This is a genomic window from Pseudomonas sp. DWP3-1-3b3 (genome assembly GCF_049896305.1).
GTDB classification, from domain to species: domain Bacteria; phylum Pseudomonadota; class Gammaproteobacteria; order Pseudomonadales; family Pseudomonadaceae; genus Aquipseudomonas; species Aquipseudomonas azotoformans_A.
Genome location: NZ_JAFCUA010000013.1, coordinates 97,227 through 120,472, shown reverse-complemented (window position 1 = coordinate 120,472; position 23,246 = coordinate 97,227). Strand labels below are relative to the sequence as shown.

Sequence of the window (23,246 nt, the reverse complement as noted above, 5' to 3'; positions counted from 1 at the left end):
AGGATACGGGGCTTTTTGTCCTACAGCGGAATCAAGCCGGTTGCAGCACCGACTGACCGCTCAACGCCAGGTCCAGCAACTCACGGTTGGCCACCGCGTACATGGCGTAGTCCGTCCCCACAGCGGCACGGATTTCCACCATCATCGCCACCCAACGCTGCGCCATGTCCTTGTGCTGCTCAAGCCACAGGGCCACGCGGGCTTCCATGTCTTGTGGCGCGTCGGCCATTTGCAGCACAGAGATGGTGATTGCGCGTTGCTGCCAGTCCACGTCGTCGCGGAAGGCTTCACGGGCCTGGGCCTGCCAGTTGTTGGCCACCGGCAGATCGCTGATCTGCTGCAGGTACCACGGCAAGTCCAAGGCGCTGCCGACGGCGAAGTAGGCCTTGGCCACTTCGGCGGCGTCATGCCCGGTCACATCAGCGGCTTCGATAATCGGCAGCAAGGTGTACAGGTGAGTAGTGCCTGCAACCATGCGTGCCAACAGCTCAGGCACACCGGCTTCGGTGTATTTACCGTAGCGGTTCTGCCAGCCTTCGCGGGTCGGGCCTTCCAGCAGTTCGTCGAGCTTGAGGCCCAACGCCGCCAGGTGCGGACCGAAGTGCGCGGTATCACGGCCAGCGTCCTGCTCGTTGCGACGGCTGCGCAGGAACCAGCGTGTAGCACGGCGGCCCAGGCGCATCAGCTCATCCATCAACTCCAGTTGCACGTCAGCGGAAACCTGGTGGTCCAGGGCTTCAATCTGACGGAACCAGTGCGGGAGGTGGAAGATGTCACGCACGATCACATAAGCGCCAGCCACGTTCGCCGGGCTCATGCCGGTCGACTCTTTGAGTCGTTGAACGAAGGTGATGCCCATGTGGTTGACCAGGTCGTTGGCGATCTGGGTGCTGACGATCTCACGCTTCAGGCGGTGGCGACGCATGGCCTCGGAGAACTTGGCGACCAGGCTCGGTGGGAACGCGGTCTCCATGTCACGGGTCAGGTAGTCGTCATCCGGCACCAGGGACTTGAGCAGCGCTTCCTTGAGGTCGATCTTGCTGTAGGAAATCAGCACCGACAGCTCCGGACGGGTCAGGCCCTTGCCGTTCGCGGCGCGCTCGGTGAGCTGCTCCTCGGTCGGCAGGTACTCGATGGCGCGGTCCAGCTTGCCACGGCCTTCCAGGTCGCTCATCAGGCGCTTGTACTCGGCGGCACGCTCGTAGGCACGGCGCGCAGCCAGGGACAGGGCCTGGGTCTGCTTGTAGTTGTTGCCCAACACCAGGTTGCCGACTTCGTCGGTCATGCTCGCCAGCAACTGGTTGCGTTGCTTGTCGGTCATGTCACCGGCCTGCACCACTTCGTTGAGCAGGATCTTGATGTTCACTTCGTGGTCGGAGCAGTCCACGCCACCGGCGTTATCGATGAAGTCGGTGTTGGAGCCGCCGCCATTGAGGCCGAATTCCACACGACCCAGCTGGGTCATACCGAGGTTACCGCCCTCGCCCACTACCTTGCAGCGCAGCTCGTTGCCGTTGACGCGCAGCGCGTCGTTGGCCTTGTCGCCCACATCCGCATGGCTCTCGGTGCTGGCCTTGACGTACGTACCAATACCGCCGTTCCACAACAGGTCCACCGGCGCCTTGAGCAAGGCATTCAGCAGTTCGGTCGGGGTCAGCTTGTCGGCCGCGATGTCAAAGCGCTCTTTCATCTGTGGCGAGATGGCAATGCTCTTCGCGCTGCGCGAGAAGATACCGCCGCCTTCGGACATGATGCTGGTGTCGTAGTCGGTCCAGGCCGAACGCGGCAGCTCGAACATGCGCTGACGCTCGACGAAGCTGGTCGCCGGGTTCGGGTTTGGATCGATGAAGATATGCAGATGGTTGAACGCTGCGACCAGTTGCAGCTTGTCGGACATCAACAAGCCGTTACCGAACACGTCACCGGCCATATCGCCGACGCCGACCACGGTGATGCTGTCTTCCTGCACGTTGATGCCGCGCTCACGGAAGTGACGCTGCACGCCGACCCACGCACCCTTGGCGGTGATGCCCATCTTCTTGTGGTCGTAACCGGCGGAACCACCGGACGCGAACGCGTCACCCAGCCAGAAGCCGTAGTCGATGGCGATGCCGTTGGCGATGTCGGAGAAGGTCGCAGTGCCCTTGTCCGCTGCGACTACCAGGTACGGGTCATCGTCGTCATGGCGCACGACGTTGGCCGGAGGCACCAGGGCGCCGTCTTTCAGGTTGTCGGTGATGTCCAACAGGCCGGAGATGAAGATGCGGTAGCAGGCGATGCCCTCGGCCGCGATCTCGTCACGGCTGCCACCCAGTGGCAGGCGACGCGGCAGGAAGCCGCCCTTCGCACCCACGGGCACGATGACCGAGTTCTTCACTTGCTGGGCTTTTACCAGGCCGAGCACTTCGGTGCGGAAGTCTTCTTCACGGTCGGACCAGCGCAGGCCGCCGCGCGCGACGTTGCCGAAGCGCAGGTGCACACCTTCGACGCGTGGCGAGTACACGAAGATTTCAAACTTCGGCACGGGCTTAGGCAGTTCAGGAATCGCGTGCGGGTTGAACTTGAAGCTGAAGTACGACTTGTTCTGGCCGTTGGCGTCGGTCTGGTAGAAGTTGGTACGCAGGGTGGCCTTGATCAGGTCCAGGTAGCGACGCAGGATACGGTCTTCGTTGAGCACCTGGACGTCGTCCAGGGCCGAAAGAATCGCTTGTTCCAGGCGTTGCTGCTTGTCTTCCAGGTCGTCGCTGGTGAGCTTGCGCGCCAGATAGAAGCGGGTCTTGAACAACCGGGTCAATTCGCGGGCGATGTCGGTGTGGTTGTTCAGGGTGCTGGCGATGTAACCCAGGTCGAAGCCCAGGCGGATCTGTTTCAGGTAGCGGGCGTAGGCACGCAGCAGTGCCACGTCGCGCCAAGGCAGGCCGGCAGTCAATACCAGGCGGTTGAACGCATCGTTTTCGGCGTCGCCGTGCACGATGTGCACAAACGCGTCCTGCAGGGTGTCGTTGAGCTGCTGGATGTCCAGGTTCACCCCTTCGGCGGCAATGAACGCGAAGTCATGGATCCAGAACTCACGGCCATTGGCGTGACGCAGGCGGTACGGGAACTCGCCCAGCACACGCAGGCCGAGGTTTTCCAGGATCGGCAGTACGTCGGACAGCGCCAGCGGGGTGTCGGCGTGGTAGAGCTTGCAATGCAGTTCGCGCTGACCGGATACCTGGCCCAGCGGCTGGTAGAAACTCATCACCAGCGGGTTGGCTTCGGTCAGGCTGAGCAAGTGCTGCATGTCGACCACGGCCGAATGCGCGGCGAAACGCTCGCGGTAACCGGCCGGGAAGCCTTTCGGGAAGTCGGCCAGCACGTTGGTGCCGTGGGCTTCGCCGAAGCTTTCCACGACCAGGCTGGCGTAGTCGTCCTGCCAGCTGCGGCAGGCCTGCACCACTTCTTTTTCCAGTTGCAGCGGGTCGATATCCAGGCGGTTCTTCGGGTCAACCCGCAGGATCAGCTGTACACGGGCCAGCACGGACTCGGAGAAGAACGTCCAGAATTCGCAGTCCGAGGCCTTCAGGCGATCCATCAGCACTTGCTGGATCTTCTGGCGCACTTCGGTGGAATAGATGTCGCGTGGCACGTAGGCCAGGCAGTAGCAGAAACGACCGTACGGGTCTTTACGCAGGAATACGCGGATCTTGTTGCGTTCCTGGATCTGCACGATCGACATCACGGTGCTGAACAGCTCGTCGACCGGGGTCTGGAACAGGTCATCACGGGGTAGCACTTCAACGACTTGAGCCAGTTCCTTGCCCAGGTGAGCCTTAGGCTGGAAGCCGGAACGGCGTTCGATTTCCGCAACCTTGCGACGGATATACGGAATCACCCGCACGCTTTCGCCATACACCGACGAGGTGTACAGGCCCATGAAGCGGTGTTCCTTGATCACTTTGCCGTCGGCGCTGATCTCACGGATCGACACATAGTCCGGATACGCCGGACGGTGCACGCGGCTCGGGTGCGCGGCCTTGGCGAACGACAGCACGGTCGGTTCACGCAGGTAGGCTACGGCATAGTCTTCGATGCGCAGGTCATCGGCGGTGAGGCCGGCGCGCAGCAGTTTGGTCAGACCGAGGAACGAATCGGCGTCATATTCGATATGACCGCCGTCTGCCTCGTCACGTACCACGAACTCTTCATAGCCGAGAAAGGTGAAGTGGTTGCCCACCAGCCATTCCAGGAAGTTCTTGATCTCGGCTTTCTCTTCGCCGTCGATGCTGAACTGGCTGGCGTCGATACCGGTCAGCAGGTCCTGGACCTTGGCTTTCATCGGTTCGAAATCGGCCACGGCCACGCGCACTTCGCCCAGCACCTGCTCCAGCTCTTTGCTCAGCACGTTCAGTTCGGCGGCGTTGGCGCAGCGGTCGATTTCCAGGTACATCAGCGATTCTTGCAGGATGCCTTCGCCCTGGGTGCCTTTTGGCAGGATCTCCAGCAGCTCACCCTTGGCGCCACGGCGCACGCTGAGCACGGTGGTCTGCAGGGTGTGGATGCTGTAGCCGCGACGGTTCAGCTCGGTACGCACCGAATCCACCAGGAACGGCAGGTCATGGTGCAGCACTTCGACCGCGGTATGGGTCGACTGCCAGCCATGACGTTCATAATCGGGGTTGTAGACCCGCACTTGCGGTTGGGTGTGGTCAAAGCGCTCAAGCAGGCGCCAGGCAGAAAGAGTGCAACCGGCCAGGTCGGAAAGGCGACGCTGGGTCAGTTCGTCCAGGGAAATGATGCCGAAGAATTGTTCAGCGAACAGCGCCACTTGTGGCAGTGCCTGTTCACTGATGTGCTGCGCCAGTGCCGCTTGCAGTTGATGCTGGAAGTCGGCCTTGCTGGCTGCGGTGAAGAACGCCATCTGTGGTACTCCGCTTGGGCTTGTTATTGATGGAAGCGTCGCGTGTTATCCCCTTGCGGGGAGACCGTCAGCGCTGTTCGCTGGTACTGATATAAGCACACTAGCGAATCAGGGTGACAGGTGGGTGAAGCTGGACAAGACAATGAGGTCACATACAACTTCCATAAGATGCGCACCTTGCCGGGCGACGGTACGACGGGCAGGTCAGGCGCCTGGCTCATGCACATCCGTTGCGCAGCTTAACGAGTGTGGGAAGCCCACTGCTTGCGACGCTGCGACATATTCGGTCATCGGTAAGCAGGCGTGGGGTTGCGACTTGGGCAACCCGCTATTTCCAACCAAAAAACCGCCTGTTGAACGGCCTGCGAGTACCAGAAATGACTGATATTGCCCGCCAGGTCATGCACTGGGTCTGACACAGGATGCAGCACAAAATTCGCCGCAATGGCACAATTGCCCGCATTACGCCTTACCCCAGACAGGATTCCCCATGCTGCAGCTGAAAACCGACGCCCTGATGGTCACCCCGTGCGATGACGAAGAAGACAACATGGCGATGCTCTGCTGTCACGGCAAGAACGGCGAAATGTTCATGCTGACCCGTTACCCGGATGAAGACGAAGTGGAACTGACCTGGGATTACGAGCCGTCGACCCTCGACGGGCTGAAAGTCACCCTGGGCGCCACGACGCTGCTGGTTGAGCTGGCCGCAGGCGATGCCGATGCACTGGGCGGCAAGGACCAGTTGGAGATCACCCACGCCACAAGCGCGTCGGACCTGGCCGAAGTCGAGGAAACCCTGCAAAACATCCTCAAAGGCACTGGCACCTACGTCCGCGCGTGATGCCTCGCACACAAAAATCCTACAAGTTTTGCCAAAAATACCCGTTACGCCGTTAGTCGCCAGCCCCTTCGATGCATTAAAGTAAGCCTCCCAAGCCCGGCGTTTTTTCTCGACCACCGGGCTCATCTCTCCAGGAACCGTCATCGATGGAACATCGTGAAGCGCTGCTCGCGCTGCGAACCTTTCTTTCTACGCAGATTCTCGGCCAGGAAAAACTCATCGATCGCCTGTTGATCGCCTTGCTCGCCGACGGCCATATGCTGGTGGAAGGCGCGCCAGGCCTGGCCAAGACCAAGGCCATCAAAGAGTTGGCCGAAGGTATCGAAGCGCAGTTCCATCGTATTCAGTTCACCCCCGACCTGTTGCCCGCCGACATCACCGGCACCGAGATCTATCGCCCGGAAACCGGCAGCTTCGTATTCCAGCAAGGGCCGATCTTCCACAACCTGGTGCTGGCGGACGAAATCAACCGCGCCCCGGCCAAGGTGCAGTCGGCCTTGCTGGAGGCCATGGCCGAGCGCCAGGTCAGCGTTGGGCGCAGCACGTATGACCTATCGCCGCTGTTCCTGGTGATGGCCACGCAAAACCCCATCGAGCAGGAAGGCACCTACCCGCTGCCCGAGGCCCAGCTCGACCGTTTCCTGATGCATGTGAAAATCGGCTTCCCGGACGCCGCCGTCGAGCGGCGCATCCTGCAACAAGCCCGTGGCGAAGCGCTCAACGGCGAAACCAAGCCGGAGCGCCGCGTCAGCCAGCAGGCGATCTTCGCTGCACGCAAGGAAATCCTCGGCCTGTACATGGCAGACGCCGTGGAGGAATACCTGGTGCAACTGGTGATGGCCACGCGCACGCCGGCCAAGTTCGAACCCGAAATGGCCGAGTGGATCGCCTACGGCGCCAGCCCACGCGGTTCCATCGCCCTGGACCGCTGTGCCCGCGCCCATGCCTGGCTGGCCGGTCGCGACTTCGTCAGCCCGGAAGATATCCAGGCGGTGCTGTTCGACGTGCTGCGCCATCGCATCATCCTGTCGTTCGAGGCCGAAGCCGCTGGCATTGACCAGGACCGTGTGGTGCAGCGCATTCTCGACGTCGTTGCCGTCGCTTGAAACCCATGAACGCCGGTGATGGGGTCCGCGTCACGCTCAGCGAATTGATCGAGATGCGCCATCGCGTGCGCGAAGTGCAGCTGTTTTCCACGCCAAGCCAACGCAGCCCATTGATCGGCCTGCACCACTCCAAGCTGCGCGGGCGTGGCGTGGACTTCGACCAAGTGCGCGTGTACCAGGCCGGCGACGATGTGCGCACCATCGACTGGCGCGTCACCGCACGCACCCAGGAGCCGCACACCAAGTTGTTCCATGAAGAACGCGAGCGGCCGATCTTCATCATGGTGGAGCAAAGCTGCCGGCTGTTTTTCGGCTCGGGGCAGATGTTCAAGTCGGTGCTGGCCGCCCAGGCGGCCAGCCTGATCGGCTGGGCCGCGCTGGGGCATAACGACCGTGTGGGCGGGCTGGTGTTCGGCGACAACGAGCACTACGAAATCAAGCCGCGCCGCAGCAAGCAAAGCCTGCTGCAACTGCTCAACCGCCTGGTGCGCGTCAACCAGAGCCTGAGCACCGAAAGCCGCCCCGAAGCCGACGCCCTTGGCATGGCCCTGCGCCGTGGCCGCGAAGTGTTGCGCCCTGGCAGCCTGGTGATTGTGATCTGCGATGAACGCGCGCTGACCGAAGGCGCCGAGCAACAGCTGAGCTTGCTGTCGCGCCATTGCGATTTGCTGCTGTTACCGATCTCCGACCCACTGGACCACGCCCTGCCCGCCGCAGGGCTGTTGCGTTTCGCCGAACGCGGCGCCCAGCTGGAACTGGACACGCTGAATTTCGACCTGCGCCAGGCCTACAAGGCCCAGGCCGAAGCGCGCCTTGCGCGCTGGGAGTTGCTCGCGCAGAAACTGCGCGTACTGCTGATGCCCCTGAGCACCCAGAGCGAAATGGTCGAGCAACTGCGCGAATACCTCAACCCGCAACGTCCGGTTAAAAAACAATGAGCAGCCTTGACCAACTGCAACCGCTGATCGCCCCGCCCGCCATCGGCTTCTGGCCGCCCGCGCCGGGTTGGTGGCTGTTGCTGCTGGTGATTCCGCTGCTCGGCTGGGGCCTGTGGTCACTGCGCCGCTTTCTGCCGACCCGCCGCCCCATCGCCCGTGCCGAACAACCCTTGGACCCCCTGCGCATCGCCGCCCTGGCAGAGCTTGCGCTCATGCCCAAGCCTTACGATGGCGCGCCCGCCGGCGCCTGGCTGCAACAGCTCAACGGCCTGCTCAAGCGCCTGTGCCGCAACGACTACCCCTACAGCCAGAGCCACACCCTCAACGGCCGCAAATGGCTGGCATTCCTCGACAACCGCTGCCCCGCCGCCGGCCTCACCCGCTGGATGGTCTTGGTCGAAGGCGCCTACAAACCCGAATGCAAACTCGACGACAAGGCCATCGCCGGCCTGACCCAGGCCGTCGACACCTGGATTCGCAAACATGTTTGAGTTCGCCTGGCCGTGGATCTTCACCCTGTTGCCGTTGCCGTGGTTGATGCGCCTTGTGTTGCCGGCCGCCGACAGCGGTGAGCCCGCGTTGAAAGTCAGCTACCTCAGCGACCTTGAAGGCCTGGCCCGTCGCCGCGCCCGCGTCAACCTGCCCGGCTGGCGCCAGCAAGCGCCGTTCGTGGTGCTGTGGTTGCTGCTGCTGACCGCCGCCGCGCGCCCGGAATGGCTCGGCGAACCGTTACCGATTGCCGCCAGTGGCCGCGATCTGCTGGTGGCGGTGGACGTGTCTGGCTCCATGGACTTCCCCGATATGCATTGGCAGGACGACGACGTAAGTCGCTTGAGCCTGGTCAAGCACCTGCTTGGCGATTTCCTTGAGGAGCGTGAAGGCGACCGCGTCGGCCTGATCCTGTTCGGCAGCCAGGCCTACCTGCAAGCGCCACTGACCTTTGACCGCCGCACCGTGCGCGCCTGGCTGGATGAAGCGCGCATCGGCATCGCCGGCAAGAACACCGCGATTGGCGACGCCATCGGCCTGGCCCTCAAACGCCTGCGCCAGCGCCCGGCGCAGAGTCGCGTGCTGATCCTGGTCACTGACGGCGCCAACAACGCCGGGCAGATCGACCCGCTGACCGCCGCGCGCCTGGCGGCTGAAGAAGGCGTGAAGATCTACCCAATCGGCATCGGTGCCGACCCGGAACAAACCGGTTCCCTGGGCATCCTGGGCGTCAACCCGAGCCTGGACTTGGACGAACCTGCGCTCAAGGCCATCGCCGAAGCCACCGGCGGCCAGTACTTCCGTGCCCGCGATGGTGAAGAGTTGCAAGCGATCAAAGCGACCCTCGACAAACTCGAGCCCGTCGAACAGCAACCCACCCAAGCGCGCCCAGCCCTGGCGCTGTACAGCGCGCCACTGGCCCTGGCCTTGGTGCTGAGCATGTTGCTGGTGATTCAGGAGCGCTGGCCGAACAACGCGTTGCAACGGCTGTTCAACAAATTGTCGAGCAAGGGGATATTCCTGCAACAACACCCTGAGTGGCGCCAGCGCCTCAAACGCCTGCGTTTGCGGAGGCGTCGATGATCGACCTGTGGCCGCATTGGTTCCGTCCGTGGTGGTTGTTGCTGCTGCCGTTGCTCGGCTGGTTGCTGTGGCACCTGTGGCACCGGCAAAAGCGCGCCGGGCGCTGGCAAATGATCCTGCCGCCGGCCTTCCACGCGGTGTTGCTCAGCGGTGGCAACGGCCGCGAGAGCAAATCGCCCTGGGTGGTACTGGGCATTGCCTGGCTGTTAGCCGTATTGGCGTTGCTCGGCCCGAGCTGGCAGCGTGTGGAGCAGTCCAGCCAGAAGCCTTCCGACCCGTTGGTGGTGCTGCTGGAACTGACCCCGGAAATGCTCGCCACCGACAGCCCGCCCAACCGCCTGGAACAGGCACGGCGCAAGCTATACGACTTGTTGCAGGCGCGCACCGATGCGCAAACCGCCATCGTCGTGTATGCCGGTAGCGCCCACACCCTGGTGCCGCTGTCGGACGACTTGGCCACCAGCCGCAACTTGCTGGAAGCCTTGCGCCCGTCGATCATGCCCGAGCCCGGCCATCGCGCCGACCTGGCCGTCGAGAAAGCCCTCGGCCTGCTCAAGCAAGGTGGCCTCGGCCAGGGTCGCTTGCTGCTGATCGGTTCCTCGCTGTCCAAACAGGAACGCCAGGGCATTCGCCTGCTGCTGCAAAACGCACAATCGCCCACCTTGTCGATCCTTGGCATCGGCAGCCGCGAAGGCACGCCAGTCACCCAGGAAAGCGGTGAATTCCTCAAGGACGAACAAGGCGCGATCCTGGTACCGCGTCTCGACAGCCCGACACTCAAGGCCTTCGCCAGTGAAATGGGCGGCCGCTACCGTGCCGCGCGCCTGGACGACAAGGACCTGCGCCAACTCGGCGTGCTCGACCCGCCGCAAACCTTGCGCAATGACGGCCAACGGCTGCACCTCGATACCTGGGCCGACCAGGGTTACTGGCTGCTCCTGCCGCTGTTGCTGCTCGCCGCCTGCGCCGGGCGGCGTGGCTGGTTGTTCTGCCTGCCGCTGCTGCTGTTGAGCGCGCCACAGCCCAGCTATGCGTTCGGCTTGCAAGACTTGTGGCTGCGGCCCGACCAGCAAGGCCAGTACCTGCTGAAGAAAAAACGTCCCGCCGAAGCCGCCGAACACTTCCAAGACCCGCAGTGGAAAGGCGTGGCGCTTTACGAGGCCGGCAACTATGCCGAGGCGATCAAGCTGTTTGCCGAGGGCAATGACGCCTACTCCCACTACAATCGGGGTAACGCCCTGGCCAAGTCCGGCGAACTGGAAGCCGCCATTGACGCCTACGAACAGGCCCTCGAAGCCCAGCCCGACCTGCAACCAGCCCTGAAGAACAAGGCGCTGGTGGAAGCGCTGATGCAGGAACAGGCCGAACCGGAACCCACCGAACCTGCAAAAAACGAGGATGACGAAACCACCCAACCCGGCCAAACTGCGCAACCGGGCGCCAGTGGGCAAAACGCCACAGGTGGCGAGCCGTCGTCCCAAGGGCAAGGCGAAGCCGGGACTGACGACACCCAACCCGGCAACACGCCGCACACCCCGGGTAACGAAGTGCCGGGCAGCGAACTGGGCGACGAACAAACCACCACCCCGCCGCTGCGCCCCAATGACGCCAGCCTCGACGGTGAGCACCGCCAGGCCCTGGAGCAATGGCTGCAAGAGATCCCGGACAACCCCGGCGAACTGCTGCGCCGCAAATTCTGGTACGAACAGCAACAACATCAGGACAAGACTCGATGAGCCGCCGCACCACCCTACTGCTCCTGCTCGCCCTCTCGGCAGGCCACGCTCAGGCGGCGAACCTGTCCGCCAGCGTCGACCGCAGCCGCGTCAACTCCGGGGAAACGGTGGAACTGACGGTGGAGTCCAGTGATGTCACGCAGTTCGGCAAGCCAGACCTGACACCGCTGGATGCGCAGTTCGAAGTCAGCGGCACGCGCCAGATCAACCAGCTCACCACCCTTGGCGGCGATAACCACGCCACCACGCGCTGGATCATCACCCTGCTGCCCAAGGAAAACGGCACGGTGGTCATCCCGCCCCTGCAAGTGGGCGACTACAAGACCCAGCCGATCAGCCTGCAAGTGGTCGAAACCGCCAGCCAGAACACCGCCGCCGAACTGGCGCCGGTGTTTGTCGAGGCCAACCTCGACCAGACCAGCGTCTACGTACAGGCCCAGGCGCTGTTGACCGTGCGCGTCTACCATTCGGTGTCGCTGTATGACGACAGCAGCCTCACGCCCTTGCAGATTGCCGATGCGCGCGTGGAGCAGCTGGGCGAGTCACGCACCTACGAAAAAGTCATCAACAGCATCCGCCATGGCGTGATCGAAACCCGCTACGCGATCTATCCGCAGCACAGCGGCACGCTGGCGATCCCGGCGCAGACCTTCAGCGCGACGCTGGTGGAGTCGCGCCCACCCCAGGAAAACACCCTGCAAGGCACCAAGCCCGGCAAACTGATCCACGTCAGTTCTGCAGAGTTGCCCCTGGTGGTCAAACCCAAGCCCGCGCTGTACCCCGCCGATACCCCTTGGCTGCCAGCGCGCAGCCTGACCCTGAGTGAAAACTGGAACCCGGAGCCTGAGCATGTGCAGGTCGGCGACTCCCTGACCCGCAGCCTCACGGTCAAGGCCGAGGGCCTGTCCAGTGCGCAACTGCCGGCCTTGCCCAGCACCGAGATCAATGGCCTGCGCCGCTACCCGGACCAACCGGTGCTCGGCAACCAGACCAACGACCGTGGCCTGATCGGCAGCCGCGAAGACCGCGAAGCCCTGGTGCCCACCCGCGCCGGCAGCCTGGAACTGCCCGCCGTGGACGTGGTGTGGTGGAACACCCACGAAGACCACCTGGAGCGCACCAGCCTGCCCGCGCGCACCTTGCAAGTGGCGATCAACCCGAGCCTGGCCGTGGACACACCTGCAACGCCGACCGTGATCACCGCTCCGGACGATGAACGCCTGTGGTTGTGGCAACTGAGCACGTTGATCCTCGCCTGCACCACCCTGCTGGGCTTTGGCCTGTGGTGGCGTGCCCGTCGGCAACCGGCCGTGTTGCGCGCCGCACAAACCGGCCCGAGCCCGCGCACGCTACTCGACGACCTCAAGCGCGCCACCCAGGCCAACGACCCGCAAGCCACCCGCCAGGCCCTCGACGCCTGGGCGCGGCAGCAGCCGGAAACGCTCGCCGATATGGCGGCGCGGTTTGTGCCGCTGTCGGATGCGTTGGATGGCTTGAACGGCGCGCTGTACAGCGAGAGCGGGCATTTCTGGCTGGGTGAAGACCTGTGGCGTGCGGTGAAGGCGATCCCGATGGCCGAGCGCGAGGTGGACCCGGCGGCGGACACCACCAGCTTGCCGCCGCTCTATCCCAAGTAACCGCAACCTCCCTGACACCACACACATCAAAAATGTGGGAGCGGGCTTGCCCGCGAATACGGTGTGTCAGATAAAGATACCCCGACTGATACACCGCATTCGCGGGCAAGCCCGCTCCCACACTTAATCTCCGTCGTCTGGTCGACATGCATTGTTAAAGGCCAGCAATCCATATCGCTTTAATTTGCAGGAAGTTTCCTAGACAATCCCACGGCCTTGCGCCTGCTCACTCCACTGGCTAGCCTTCGCTCCGTCGCTGCATATCAGCGATCGGGTGTGAGATCCCGTGAATTTGTAGGCGCCATGAGCAACATGCTCTATGGCAGCTGTGTGCGGGCAGACTTCGGTCTGGCCGGGTGCGCCTACAAATCCGGTATCTCACCCCGCACATAGCTGCCACCTTTTGACGTGTGAGATCGGCAAAAGAATGGCTCCAAACCCTGTAGGTACTTCCATGAACAAAATCGTCCCCGACCCACCGCCCACCTTCACCGTGCACCACGACCTCAGCTTCGAAGACGCCCTCGCCCAGATCTGCGACGTGCTGCGTTGCGCAGCCGCGACCGCTGCTGGCACCACCCAAGGGTCAAGCAGTAATCAGCGCCACATGGCCGGCGCCACCGAGCACTTGATCAACAGTGCCAGAACCCTGGCTGACCGAGCGCTGGACTGCCTGCACACCGCCTGACCCTTGTGGGAGGGCGCTTGTCCCCTCCCACAGGTTTACAGGGTAAACTCCCCTCCTTTTCATCTCTTCAACGGAGTTCGCCTTGCGTCTGTTTCACACCTCCGACTGGCACCTGGGCCAAAACCTCCACGGCCAGGAACGCGACTTCGAACACGCCTGTTTCCTCGAATGGCTGCTGGGCCAACTGAACACCCATCTGCCGGATGTGCTGCTGATCGCCGGCGATATCTTCGACACTGTCAACCCGCCGCTCAAGGCCCAGGAGCGTCTGTATGACTTCATCATCAGCGCCCACGAACAGAACCCCAAGCTGACCATCGTGATGATCGCAGGCAACCACGACTCCGGCTCGCGTATTGAGCTGCCCGCCCCCTTGATGCGCCGCCTGCGTACCCATGCATTGGGCCGGGTGCTGTGGCTGGATGACGGCCAACTCGACGCCGAACGCCTGCTGATCCCGCTGCCGGACGCCAAAGGCAAGATCGCCGCCTGGTGCCTGGCGCTGCCGTTCCTGCGCCCGGCGGAAGTGACCGGCGCGCACCTGGGTGACGACTACCTGCGCGGCATCGGCCAGGTGCATGAATGGCTGATCGCCGCCGCCAACGCCAAGCGCAAAAAAGGCCAGGCGCTGATTGCCATCAGCCACGCGCACATGGCCGGTGGCTCGGTGTCGGAAGACTCTGAGCGCAGCCTGATCATCGGCAATGCCGAGGCGCTGCCGGCCAGTCTGTTTGATCGAAGTGTCGCTTACGTCGCCCTCGGCCATTTGCACAAGCCGCAGAAGGTCAATGGCGAAGAACGCATTCGCTATAGCGGTTCGCCAATTCCGCTGTCGTTTTCCGAAATCGGCTACAAGCACCAGATCCTCGACGTGACGTTCCAGGGCCAATGCCTGGTGAACGTCGAACCGATCCTGATTCCGCGCTCGGTCGACCTGCAACGCCTGGAAGCCGCGCCGCTGGCCGATATCCTCAAGGCCCTGGCCGAGTTGCCCGACGTCGACCTGCTGGCCGAAACCCAGCGCCACCCTTGGCTGGAAGTGCGCGTGCGCCTCGACGAGCCGCAACCCGACCTGCGCCAGCAGATCGAAAGCGCCCTGCAAGGCAAGGCCGTGCGCCTGGTGCGCATCGCCGCTGAATACGCAGGTAACGGCAGCAGTGAAGACGAAGGCGACGACCGCCTGATCGAACTCGACCAGCTCACGCCCCAGGAATTGTTCAGCCGCGCCTGGCAGGACAGTTATGGCAGTGAAGTGGATGAACAGACCTTGAAGGACTTCGCCGTGCTGCTCCAGGAAGTGCAACAGGAGGAGGAACAGCCATGAAGATCCTCGCCATCCGCCTGAAAAACCTGGCTTCACTGGCCGGCCCGTTTGAAATCGACTTTACTGCCGAGCCCCTGGCCAGTGCCGGGTTGTTCGCGATTACCGGGCCGACCGGCGCCGGTAAAAGTACCCTGCTCGATGCCTTGTGCCTGGCGCTGTTTGGCGCGGTGCCACGCCTGGGCGACACCGGCCAGGCGAAGATGCCGGATGCCGACAGCGACATTTCCATCGGAGACCCGCGCACTCTGCTACGGCGTGGTACCGGTGGCGGTTATGCCGAAGTGGATTTTGTCGGCGTCAGTGGCCGTCGCTATCGCGCGCGCTGGGAAGCCAATCGCGCCCGCGACAAGGCCAGCGGCAAGTTGCAGAACAGCCGCCAGAGCCTGATCGACCTGGACAGCGACCAACTGCTGGCCAGCCAGAAAACCGAGTACAAAACCCAGCTGGAACTCGCCCTGGGCCTGAACTTCGAACAGTTCACCCGTGCCGTCTTGCTCGCGCAGAGTGAGTTCAGCGCCTTCCTCAAGGCCAACGACAACGAGCGCAGTGAACTGCTGGAAAAGCTCACCGACACCGCCCTGTACACCCAACTCGGCCGGCGCGCGTTCGACAAGGCCAAAGAGGCCAGGGATGCGCACAAGCAGTTGCAGGACCAGGCCACCGGTGTAGTGCCCCTGGCGCCCGAGGCACGTGTGGAGCTGGATCAGCAGTTCGATGCCGCACAACAGCAACTCAAGACACAGCAAGCGCAACTCAAACAACTTGAGCTTCAGCACACCTGGCTCAAGGAGCTGCGGGAATGGCAGGAACGTCAACTTGCTGCCACCGAACAACTGCAGCGCGCACAGGCCGATTGGGATAACCAAGGCCAGCAACGTGAAGACCTGAGCCGCCTGGACCAATTGGCGCCACAGCGTCACCAGTTTGCGCGCCAGGCCGAACTCGGCAGCGTGCTTGCCCCGTTGGCCGTGCAGATTCAGTCGCATATCCAACAGCAAGGTGAACTGCATACCCGCCAGGGGCAGGCCCAGCAGCAACAAGCCAGCGCGCAAACTGCGTTGGCTGAGGCCCTGAGAACCCAAACGGATGCCGTGCCGTTGCTGCGACAGGCGTTTGAAGAGCAAAGCACCCTCGCCCACTTGACCAAGGAGCTGGCCAAGCGCACCGAGGACCAACAGCAGCACGAAAGCGCCTGCGCCGAAGGTCAGGCCCACCTCACTGCGCTGCTGGAAAAACAGAATCACGTCACTGAGCGCCTGCAACGCCTGGGCACCGAGCTTGAGCGCAGCGCCGCCCTCGCGCCGCTGAGCGATGCCTGGACCGCCTACCGCGACCGCTTGCAACAGCTGACGCAGATCGGCAATCGCCTGAATAAAGGCCAGGCCGAACTGCCCCAATTGGAGCAACGTGCGACCCGCGCCGCCGAGCAGTTCACTCAGCAACGCGAAGCCCTGGACCTGCTGTATCAGGAGGCCGGTGCCGAGCCTCACGCCGTGGCCGAGCAGATCCAGTTGCTGGCGAGCCTGCTGCAAGACAATCGCAAACAGCAGCGCGCCTTTGAAGACCTGACGCGCCTGTGGGACAACCAGCAACAGCTGGACCAACACGCCGCCAACCTGACGCAAAAGCTCACCGACGCCCAACAGCAACGCGAACAACTGAACCAGACCGGCCTGCAAACCAAGGCCGAACTGACGGTTGCCGAACAGACGCTGAACGTGACCAAGCAACTGTTGGAACGCCAGCGCCTGGCCCGCAGCGCCAGCGTCGAGGAGTTGCGCGAGCAGTTGCAGGACGACCAGCCCTGCCCGGTGTGCGGCAGCCACGAACACCCGTACCACCAACCCGAAGCGTTGCTGCAAAGCCTCGGTCGGCATGACGAAAACGAAGAAGCCACCGCACAGAAAGCCGTGGACAGCCTCAAGGAAAAACTCACTGAGTTGCGTGGCGAAGTGGGCGGTTTGATCGCCCAACAGAAGGAATACCTGCAACAGCAGGAACACCTGGCCACGCAACAGCAAGCCCTCCAGCCAAGTCTGGATGCGCACCCGCTGGCCGCGTCGTTGCTCAACCAGGACACCGCCAAACGCAGCGTCTGGCTTGAGCAGCAATTGGGCCAACTGAGCCAAAGCATCACTCAGGACGAACAACGCCAAAGCGCCCTGCTCAACCTGCAACAAAACGCCGGGCGCTTGCAGCAGCAACTGCAAGCGGCCCAGGAAGCCAGCCAACAGGCCCGTCAATTGATGGTCGATCAGCAACGCGAGCTGGCCAGCGACCGCGAACGCCTCGAACAGGAACTGAACGCCTTCGCCAGCCTGCTGCCCGCAGAAACCCTGGAAGGTTTGCGCGCCGAGCCGGCCGCCACCTTCATGCAGCTGGACCAGCAAGTCAGCCAGCGCCTGGAGCAGCTGGGCCATCAACGCGATGAACTGGCCGAGCAACAAGAACGCCAACAGGCGATCGAGAAGGAACAGACCCACCAGCAGCATCGTCAGCAGCAACTCGACGCTCTGCGCCAGCAGGTCACCGAGTTGGCGACCCAACAGCAAGCAGCCCAGGCAAAACTCAGCACGTTACTGGGCGAGTTCACCAGTGCCGAACACTGGCAGCAGCAACTGGAACAGGCCGTGACCCAGTCACGCCAAAGCGAAACCGACGCCAGCAAACAGTTGCAGGAAATCCACAACGCACTGATCCAGCTGGCGGCGGACCTCAAGGCACAACAGGAACGCGAACACGCGTTGCAGGCCGAACAACAGGCCCTCGTCACGCGTATCAGCGAATGGCGCGCCTTGCATCCGGAACTCGATGACGCTGGCCTCAACCGCTTGCTGGCCTACGATGACGCCCAGGTCAGCCAATTGCGCCAGCAGGTGCAGCTCAGCGAAAAAGCCGTCGAACAGGCCAAGGTACTGCTGCAAGAACGCGAACAACGCCTGGCCGACCATCAGGCCCTGCACAACGGCAACCTTGCAGCTGAAGAACTGGACAGCGCCTTGGCCACGCTCAATCAGCAACTGGCCGAGAGTGAAAAACACTGCGCTGAACTGCGCGCACGCCAATCCGAAGACCAGCGTCGCCAGGACGCCAACCAGGCCTTTGCCGAGCAGATCGCCAAGGCCTATGACGAATGGCAACGCTGGGCACGCCTGAACGCGCTGATCGGCTCGGCCACCGGCGACACCTTCCGCAAGATCGCCCAGGCTTACAACCTCGATTTGTTGGTGCATCACGCCAACGTGCAACTGCGCCAGTTGGTGCGGCGTTATCGCCTCAAGCGTGGCGGCAGCATGCTCGGCCTGTTGGTGATGGACACGGAAATGGGCGATGAACTGCGCTCGGTGCATTCGTTGTCCGGCGGCGAAACCTTCCTGGTTTCACTGGCGCTAGCCCTGGGGCTGGCGTCGATGGCCTCGAGTACATTGAAGATCGAATCGCTGTTTATCGATGAGGGCTTTGGCAGCCTTGACCCGGAATCCCTGCAATTGGCGATGGACGCGCTGGATGGCTTGCAGGCTCAGGGCCGTAAAGTGGCGGTGATCTCCCACGTGCAGGAAATGCACGAGCGCATTCCGGTGCAGATCCAGGTCAAGCGCCAGGGCAATGGCTTGAGCACGTTGGAGGTCAAGTGAGCGAGGCGCTGTTGTATTCGTTCCGGCGCTGCCCCTATGCGATGCGGGCACGGCTGGCGCTGCGTTATTCGGGCGTACCGGTGCGCATCGTCGAGGTGAGCCTCAAGGCCAAGCCCGCCGAGATGCTGGCGCTGTCGCCCAAGGGCACCGTGCCGGTATTGAACGTTGATGGCAGGGTGATTGAAGAAAGCCTGGAGATCATGCAGTGGGCCTTGGCGCAAAACGACCCGGATAACTGGTTGCTGCAAGGCGACCCGGCGGTATTCGCATTGATCGCCGAGAACGACCAAGGCTTCAAGTATCACTTGGATCGATACAAGTATGCCGAACGCTACCCCGAGCAACCGATGGAACAGTATCGGGCCGGGGGTGAAGTGTTTCTGCAAAAGCTGGAAGCGTTGTTGGCAGAGCGCGACTACCTGTTGGCTAACCACCTGACCCTGGCGGATGCTGCACTGGCGCCGTTTGTGCGCCAGTATGCCCATGTGGATCGAGTGTGGTTTGCCGGTACATCGTATAAACGGTTGCAGGCTTGGCTTGAGCGCTTTCTGGATTCAGGGTTGTTCATCGCGGTGATGGCAAAACCCTGAATACCGCGCCAGCGGGCTCACTGCTGAGTCTTGTGATCCAGAGCAGCATAGAAGTTGGCACTTTGTTGCAGGTATTTCTGGGTGTAGGCGCTGGTGCTGGATTTTTTGCCGGAGACTTCCACGCTGGCCGCGGCTGGCAGGGCAACAGTGGCGGAAACAGCGGAAGCGGCGATGATGGAGAAGAGATTCAGATTCATGTCGGTAACCCTTGTGTTCGTTTGGTTGAGTGGCCGGGGAAGGCCTTGGAACCAAACTTACGCCCGAGGGCTAAACCTTAGAAATGCTTTGAAACAGTAGCCGCTATTAACAGAATTAATAGAAAGGCTCAGGCCCCGCATGACGGGGCCTGTGGCTTATTGACGCACCAGAAACTTCAGGTCGCTGGGCGCATCGATCGGCAATTTCTGCACGGTTTTACCCAGGAGGCCGGTTTTGGGGTCGCGTTCGACCACCACGATTTCGTTGCTTTTCTGGTTGGCGATCAGCAAGAACTTGCCGCTCGGGTCCAGGCTGAACTCACGCGGATGATCGCCTTCCACGGAGCGGCGCTGCAGTTCCTTGAGGTGCGCGGTGGCCGGGTCGATGCTGAACACCAGCAGTTGATTGGCCGTGCCACGGTTGCTCAGGTACAGGAACTTGCCATCACTGGAGGCATGCAGCGCCGCACCGGCCTTGTCGGTCACCGGTTGCCCGGCGGCGAAGTCCACGAGTTGGGTCTGGGTCAGTTGGCCGTCCTTGTAGTCGAACACCGCCACCTGCGCGCTCATCTCGGTGGTCAACCACGCGTGCTTGCCATCGGCGCTGAACAACAAATGACGCGGGCCACTGCCGGGCGGCAATTGCACCGAGGCCGGGTTGGCCGGCGTCAATGGCAGCTCAGGGTTGGCCTTGGGATCGTAGTGGTAGGCAAAGACCTTGTCCGCGCCCAGGTCCTGCACAAACACGTATTTGCCATCGGGCGACGACACCACTGAATGCACGTGGTTGGACGCCTGCCGCTCAGGGTTGACGCGACTGGCCGGGTGCCCGCTCAGTTGCACAGGGGCCGACAGCTTGCCCGTGGCATCCACCGGCAACACCGCCAGGCTGCCGCCCGGATCTTCCAGCACCGAATAGTTGGCGACAAACAGGTAGCGCCCATCGGCGGCCACGCTGGAATGGGTCGGCTCATTGCCCAGGCTCTGCACCTGGTTGATCAAGGTCAGTTGATGATTCTGCGGGTCGATGCTGTAGCTGCTTACGCGCCCGACCGGGTCTTGCTGGCCGGGGCCGTTTTCGTTGACCACAAACAGGTGCTTCTGGTCCTTGGAGATTGTCAGCCATGACGGATTGGCCGCCTTGGCCGCCAGCACCGGCTGGCCCTGGAATTTGCCAGTGCGGCTGTCGAATTGCAGGCGGTAGATGCCTTCGCTGCTGCCGGCGGTGTAGCTGCCCACCAGCAGTTCATAGGTGTCGGCCGGCGCGGCTTGCACCGACATGGCACCGACACTGCCCGCCATCAGCAGGGGCCAGAATTTACGCATCATCATCCGCTTCGTCCTCATCGTTATTGTTGTCGCCCTTGATCGCACTCAGGCAGACCAGACGGTGTTCACCGTCTTCGTTGCTCAAGAGCCAGCTTTGCAAGCTGTCATCAAAGGTGGCGGCGTTCAGTTGTTCTGGACTGAACTTCCAACGCTTGAGTTCCCGGCCGTCCATGCTTTCGATCAGCAAGTGCTGGTCAAACGTGAAGTCGAAGGCGTGCAGCCCATTGATGATCAGCATGTCGCTGTCGGTCAGGGCGGTGCTCAGGTTGGGTTGCGAATCGGTCATGATGTGAAGTCACTGCGGGGGAAAAGACACATGATAGGTCAATTCCCCCGCGGTGCCTTGCGGCAATGGTCTAATCGATCAATGCGCGAAGAGTGAGTTGCCCTTCTGCCCCGCCAGTTTCTCCGGCTTGATCAGGAACCGCGCCAGCGCCGGCAGCAGCCACAACGCGCCGAACATGTTCCACAGCAGCATGAAGGTAAGCATCAGGCCCATGTCGGCCTGGAACTTGATCGCCGAGAAGATCCAGGTGCACACGCCGATTGCCAGGCACAGGCCGGTGAACAGCACGGCTTTACCGGTGGACTTGAGCGTCTGGTAATACGCCTCTTGCAGCGGCAAGCCGGCGCGCAGGAAGCTTTCCAGGCGGCTGTAGATGTAGATGCCGTAGTCCACGCCAATCCCCACGCCCAGCGCCACCACCGGCAAGGTCGCGACCTTGACGCCAATGCCCATGAACGCCATCAGCGCGTTGCCGAGCACCGACGTGAGCACCAGCGGCAGCACGATGCACAGGGTCGCCGCCCAGGAGCGGAAGGTGATCATGCACATGGTCGCCACGCACAGGTACACCAGGATCAGGATGGTCAGCTCCGACTCCTTGATCACCTCGTTCGTGGCCGCTTCGATCCCGGCGTTACCGGCGGCGAGGATGAATTCCAGGCCGTCCTTGTTGTTTTCCTTGGCGAAGTCCTGCACCGCATGCACCGCGCGGTCGAGGGTTTCGGCCTTGTGGTCGTTGAGGAACACCAGCACCGGCGCCAGGGAGCAGTTGTTGTTGTACAGGCCATCGGCACGGGCGATGGAGTTGTTGAGCACATCCGGGTTACGCGACAGGGTTTCCCATTTCAGGTTGCCCTCGTTCATGCCCTTGATCATCTGCTTGGACACGGTCACCAGCGAGATCGCCGACTGCACGCCCTCGGTGTTCTGCATCTTCCACATCAACTGGTCGATGGGCGCCATGGCTTCATAGCGCGAGCAGCCTTCGGCCTTGGTCTTGACCATCACCACCAGCACGTCGGAGCTGGTGGAGTAGTTGCTGATGATGAAGTTGTTGTCTTTGTTGTAGCGCGAGTCCGGGCGCAGTTCCGGCGCGCCCTGGTCGAGGTCGCCGATCTTGAGGTTCTGGCTGTACCAGAGGCCACCGCCAAAGGCGATCAGGGCCAGGAGGATCGAGACCGGCGCGACTTTGGGGCTGGCGAATTTCGACAGCAGGCGCCAGAACGGGTGTTCGCGGTTCGCGTCTTTCTTGCTCTTGGCGATGGCGCGTTTGCTGATGCCGACGTAGGAAATCGCCACTGGCAACAGGATCAGGTTGGTGAACACGATCACCGCCACGCCGATAGAGGCGCCGATGGCCAGTTCGCGGATCACGCCGATGTCGATGATCAGCAGCGTGATGAAGCCCACCGCATCGGCAAGAATCGCGATCATCCCCGGCAGGAACAGTTGGCGGAAGGTACGGCGTGCGGCCGTCAGTGCGTTGTCCGCTTCGCTGGATTGCAGGGCGATACCGTTGATTTTCTGCACGCCGTGGGAAATACCGATGGCAAAGATCAGGAACGGCACCAGCATCGAGTAAGGGTCCAGCCCGAAACCGGCGGCATGCATCAGCCCCAACTGCCAGACCACCGCCACCAGGGTGGTGCTCAACACCGCAATGGTGCTGCGCAGGCAGTTGGTGAACCACAGCAGCAGGACCAGGGTGATGCCGAACGCCACGCCGAAGAACAGCACCACCATGATCAGGCCATCAATCAGGTCGCCGACTTTCTTGGCGAAGCCGACGATGTGGATCTGCACGTTGGGGTTCTGCTCCTGGAACTTGGTGCGGATCTTGTCTTCGAGTTCATGGGAGAACTTGCGGTAGTCCAGGGCCAGCAACTTGCCCTGGTCCTGTGGGTCCGGGTAGGACTCCAGCAGCGGAATGTCGACGATGCTCGATTTGAAGTCGTTGGCCACCAGGCGCCCGACCTGACCGGACTTGAGCACGTTGTTGCGCAGTTGATCGAGGCTTTCCGGGGAGCCGTTGTAGCTCTGCGGGATCACTTCACCGCCGGCAAAGCCTTCTTCGGTCACTTCGGTCCAGCGGACGCTGGGGCTCCACAGCGACTTGAGGCCCGAACGGTCGACACCGGAAATGTAGAACACTTCGTCGTTGATCTGACGCAGGGTCTCCATGTACTCCTTGGTGAAGATGTCTCCGTCCTTGGCTTCCACCGAGATGCGCACCGTGTTGCCCAGGTTCGCCAGGTCATTGCGGTGCTCCATCATCTTCTCGATGAAGGGGTGCTTGAGCGGGATCATTTTTTCGAAGCTGGTGGACGGGCGAATCAAGGTCGCCTGCCAGAACAGGAAAATACTCACCAGCAGGCAGATCACGATCACTGCCGGGCGGTTGTTGAAGATCAGGCGCTCAAGAAAGGTCGCTTTATCGTTGTGATGACTGCTCATTCTTTCCCCG

General features: G+C 62.2%; 16 protein-coding genes. 11 read left to right on the top strand and 5 right to left on the bottom strand.

The annotated features are described in order from the left end of the window. Positions 1-31 precede the first annotated feature (31 nt). Positions 32-4,900 (bottom strand): NAD-glutamate dehydrogenase, encoded by a 4,869-nt coding sequence (locus tag ACP7BX_RS27940; RefSeq protein WP_426128484.1) that lies wholly within the window; start codon positions 4,898-4,900, stop codon positions 32-34. A gap of 490 nt (positions 4,901-5,390) precedes the next feature. On the opposite strand from ACP7BX_RS27940, the gene ACP7BX_RS27935 reads away from it, so the two are divergent. The 11 genes from ACP7BX_RS27935 to ACP7BX_RS27885 all read left to right on the top strand — a co-directional run bounded on the left by ACP7BX_RS27935 (position 5,391) and on the right by ACP7BX_RS27885 (position 18,970). Further along, positions 5,391-5,744 carry a hypothetical protein gene (locus ACP7BX_RS27935; protein WP_033902402.1) on the top strand — a complete coding sequence of 118 codons (354 nt, stop codon included), beginning with the start codon at positions 5,391-5,393 and terminating at the stop codon, positions 5,742-5,744. 146 nt (positions 5,745-5,890) lie between these two features. Continuing rightward, complete coding sequence (locus ACP7BX_RS27930; protein ID WP_426128482.1) at positions 5,891-6,850, top strand: AAA family ATPase; 960 nt, start codon at positions 5,891-5,893, stop codon at positions 6,848-6,850. Between the two features lie 5 nt (positions 6,851-6,855). Continuing rightward, positions 6,856-7,788 (top strand): DUF58 domain-containing protein, encoded by a 933-nt coding sequence (locus ACP7BX_RS27925; protein ID WP_426128480.1) that lies wholly within the window; start codon positions 6,856-6,858, stop codon positions 7,786-7,788. Continuing rightward, positions 7,785-8,279 (top strand): DUF4381 domain-containing protein, encoded by a 495-nt coding sequence (locus tag ACP7BX_RS27920; protein WP_028616472.1) that lies wholly within the window; start codon positions 7,785-7,787, stop codon positions 8,277-8,279. Before ACP7BX_RS27925 ends, ACP7BX_RS27920 begins: the two co-directional genes overlap by 4 nt. After that, positions 8,272-9,360, top strand: coding sequence for a vWA domain-containing protein (locus tag ACP7BX_RS27915; RefSeq protein ID WP_426128478.1), 1,089 nt, complete (start codon positions 8,272-8,274; stop codon positions 9,358-9,360). The genes ACP7BX_RS27920 and ACP7BX_RS27915 overlap by 8 nt, the downstream gene beginning before the upstream one ends. After that, positions 9,357-11,096, top strand: a complete 1,740-nt coding sequence (locus ACP7BX_RS27910; RefSeq protein WP_426128476.1) for a tetratricopeptide repeat protein — start codon at positions 9,357-9,359, stop codon at positions 11,094-11,096. The genes ACP7BX_RS27915 and ACP7BX_RS27910 overlap by 4 nt, the downstream gene beginning before the upstream one ends. After that, positions 11,093-12,733, top strand: a complete 1,641-nt coding sequence (locus ACP7BX_RS27905; RefSeq protein ID WP_038848732.1) for a BatD family protein — start codon at positions 11,093-11,095, stop codon at positions 12,731-12,733. The genes ACP7BX_RS27910 and ACP7BX_RS27905 overlap by 4 nt, the downstream gene beginning before the upstream one ends. A 454-nt stretch (positions 12,734-13,187) precedes the next feature. Continuing rightward, positions 13,188-13,421 (top strand): DUF6124 family protein, encoded by a 234-nt coding sequence (locus tag ACP7BX_RS27900; RefSeq protein ID WP_426128473.1) that lies wholly within the window; start codon positions 13,188-13,190, stop codon positions 13,419-13,421. Positions 13,422-13,503: 82 nt separating this feature from the next. Beyond that, positions 13,504-14,745 carry an exonuclease SbcCD subunit D C-terminal domain-containing protein gene (locus tag ACP7BX_RS27895; protein ID WP_314533229.1) on the top strand — a complete coding sequence of 414 codons (1,242 nt, stop codon included), beginning with the start codon at positions 13,504-13,506 and terminating at the stop codon, positions 14,743-14,745. Further along, positions 14,742-18,380: an AAA family ATPase gene (locus ACP7BX_RS27890; RefSeq protein ID WP_426128471.1), complete on the top strand. Its 3,639-nt coding sequence runs from the start codon at positions 14,742-14,744 to the stop codon at positions 18,378-18,380. The genes ACP7BX_RS27895 and ACP7BX_RS27890 overlap by 4 nt, the downstream gene beginning before the upstream one ends. Continuing rightward, the gene (locus ACP7BX_RS27885) at positions 18,377-18,970 is read left to right on the top strand and encodes a glutathione S-transferase (protein ID WP_426128469.1); all 594 of its coding nucleotides are present in this window, start codon (positions 18,377-18,379) and stop codon (positions 18,968-18,970) included. The genes ACP7BX_RS27890 and ACP7BX_RS27885 overlap by 4 nt, the downstream gene beginning before the upstream one ends. A 17-nt stretch (positions 18,971-18,987) precedes the next feature. Here ACP7BX_RS27885 and ACP7BX_RS27880 read toward each other — a convergent pair whose 3' ends face one another. The 4 genes from ACP7BX_RS27880 to ACP7BX_RS27865 all read right to left on the bottom strand — a co-directional run bounded on the left by ACP7BX_RS27880 (position 18,988) and on the right by ACP7BX_RS27865 (position 23,236). Beyond that, positions 18,988-19,167, bottom strand: a complete 180-nt coding sequence (locus ACP7BX_RS27880; RefSeq protein ID WP_016980181.1) for a hypothetical protein — start codon at positions 19,165-19,167, stop codon at positions 18,988-18,990. A 156-nt stretch (positions 19,168-19,323) separates the two neighbouring features. Further along, a complete protein-coding gene (locus ACP7BX_RS27875; RefSeq protein WP_426128467.1) occupies positions 19,324-20,499 on the bottom strand; it encodes a lactonase family protein in 1,176 nt (391 codons plus the stop codon). Next, positions 20,486-20,782: a DUF5629 family protein gene (locus ACP7BX_RS27870; RefSeq protein WP_177075580.1), complete on the bottom strand. Its 297-nt coding sequence runs from the start codon at positions 20,780-20,782 to the stop codon at positions 20,486-20,488. The genes ACP7BX_RS27875 and ACP7BX_RS27870 overlap by 14 nt, the downstream gene beginning before the upstream one ends. Before the next feature lie 78 nt (positions 20,783-20,860). Continuing rightward, positions 20,861-23,236: an efflux RND transporter permease subunit gene (locus ACP7BX_RS27865; protein ID WP_426128465.1), complete on the bottom strand. Its 2,376-nt coding sequence runs from the start codon at positions 23,234-23,236 to the stop codon at positions 20,861-20,863. Positions 23,237-23,246: the final 10 nt, after the last annotated feature.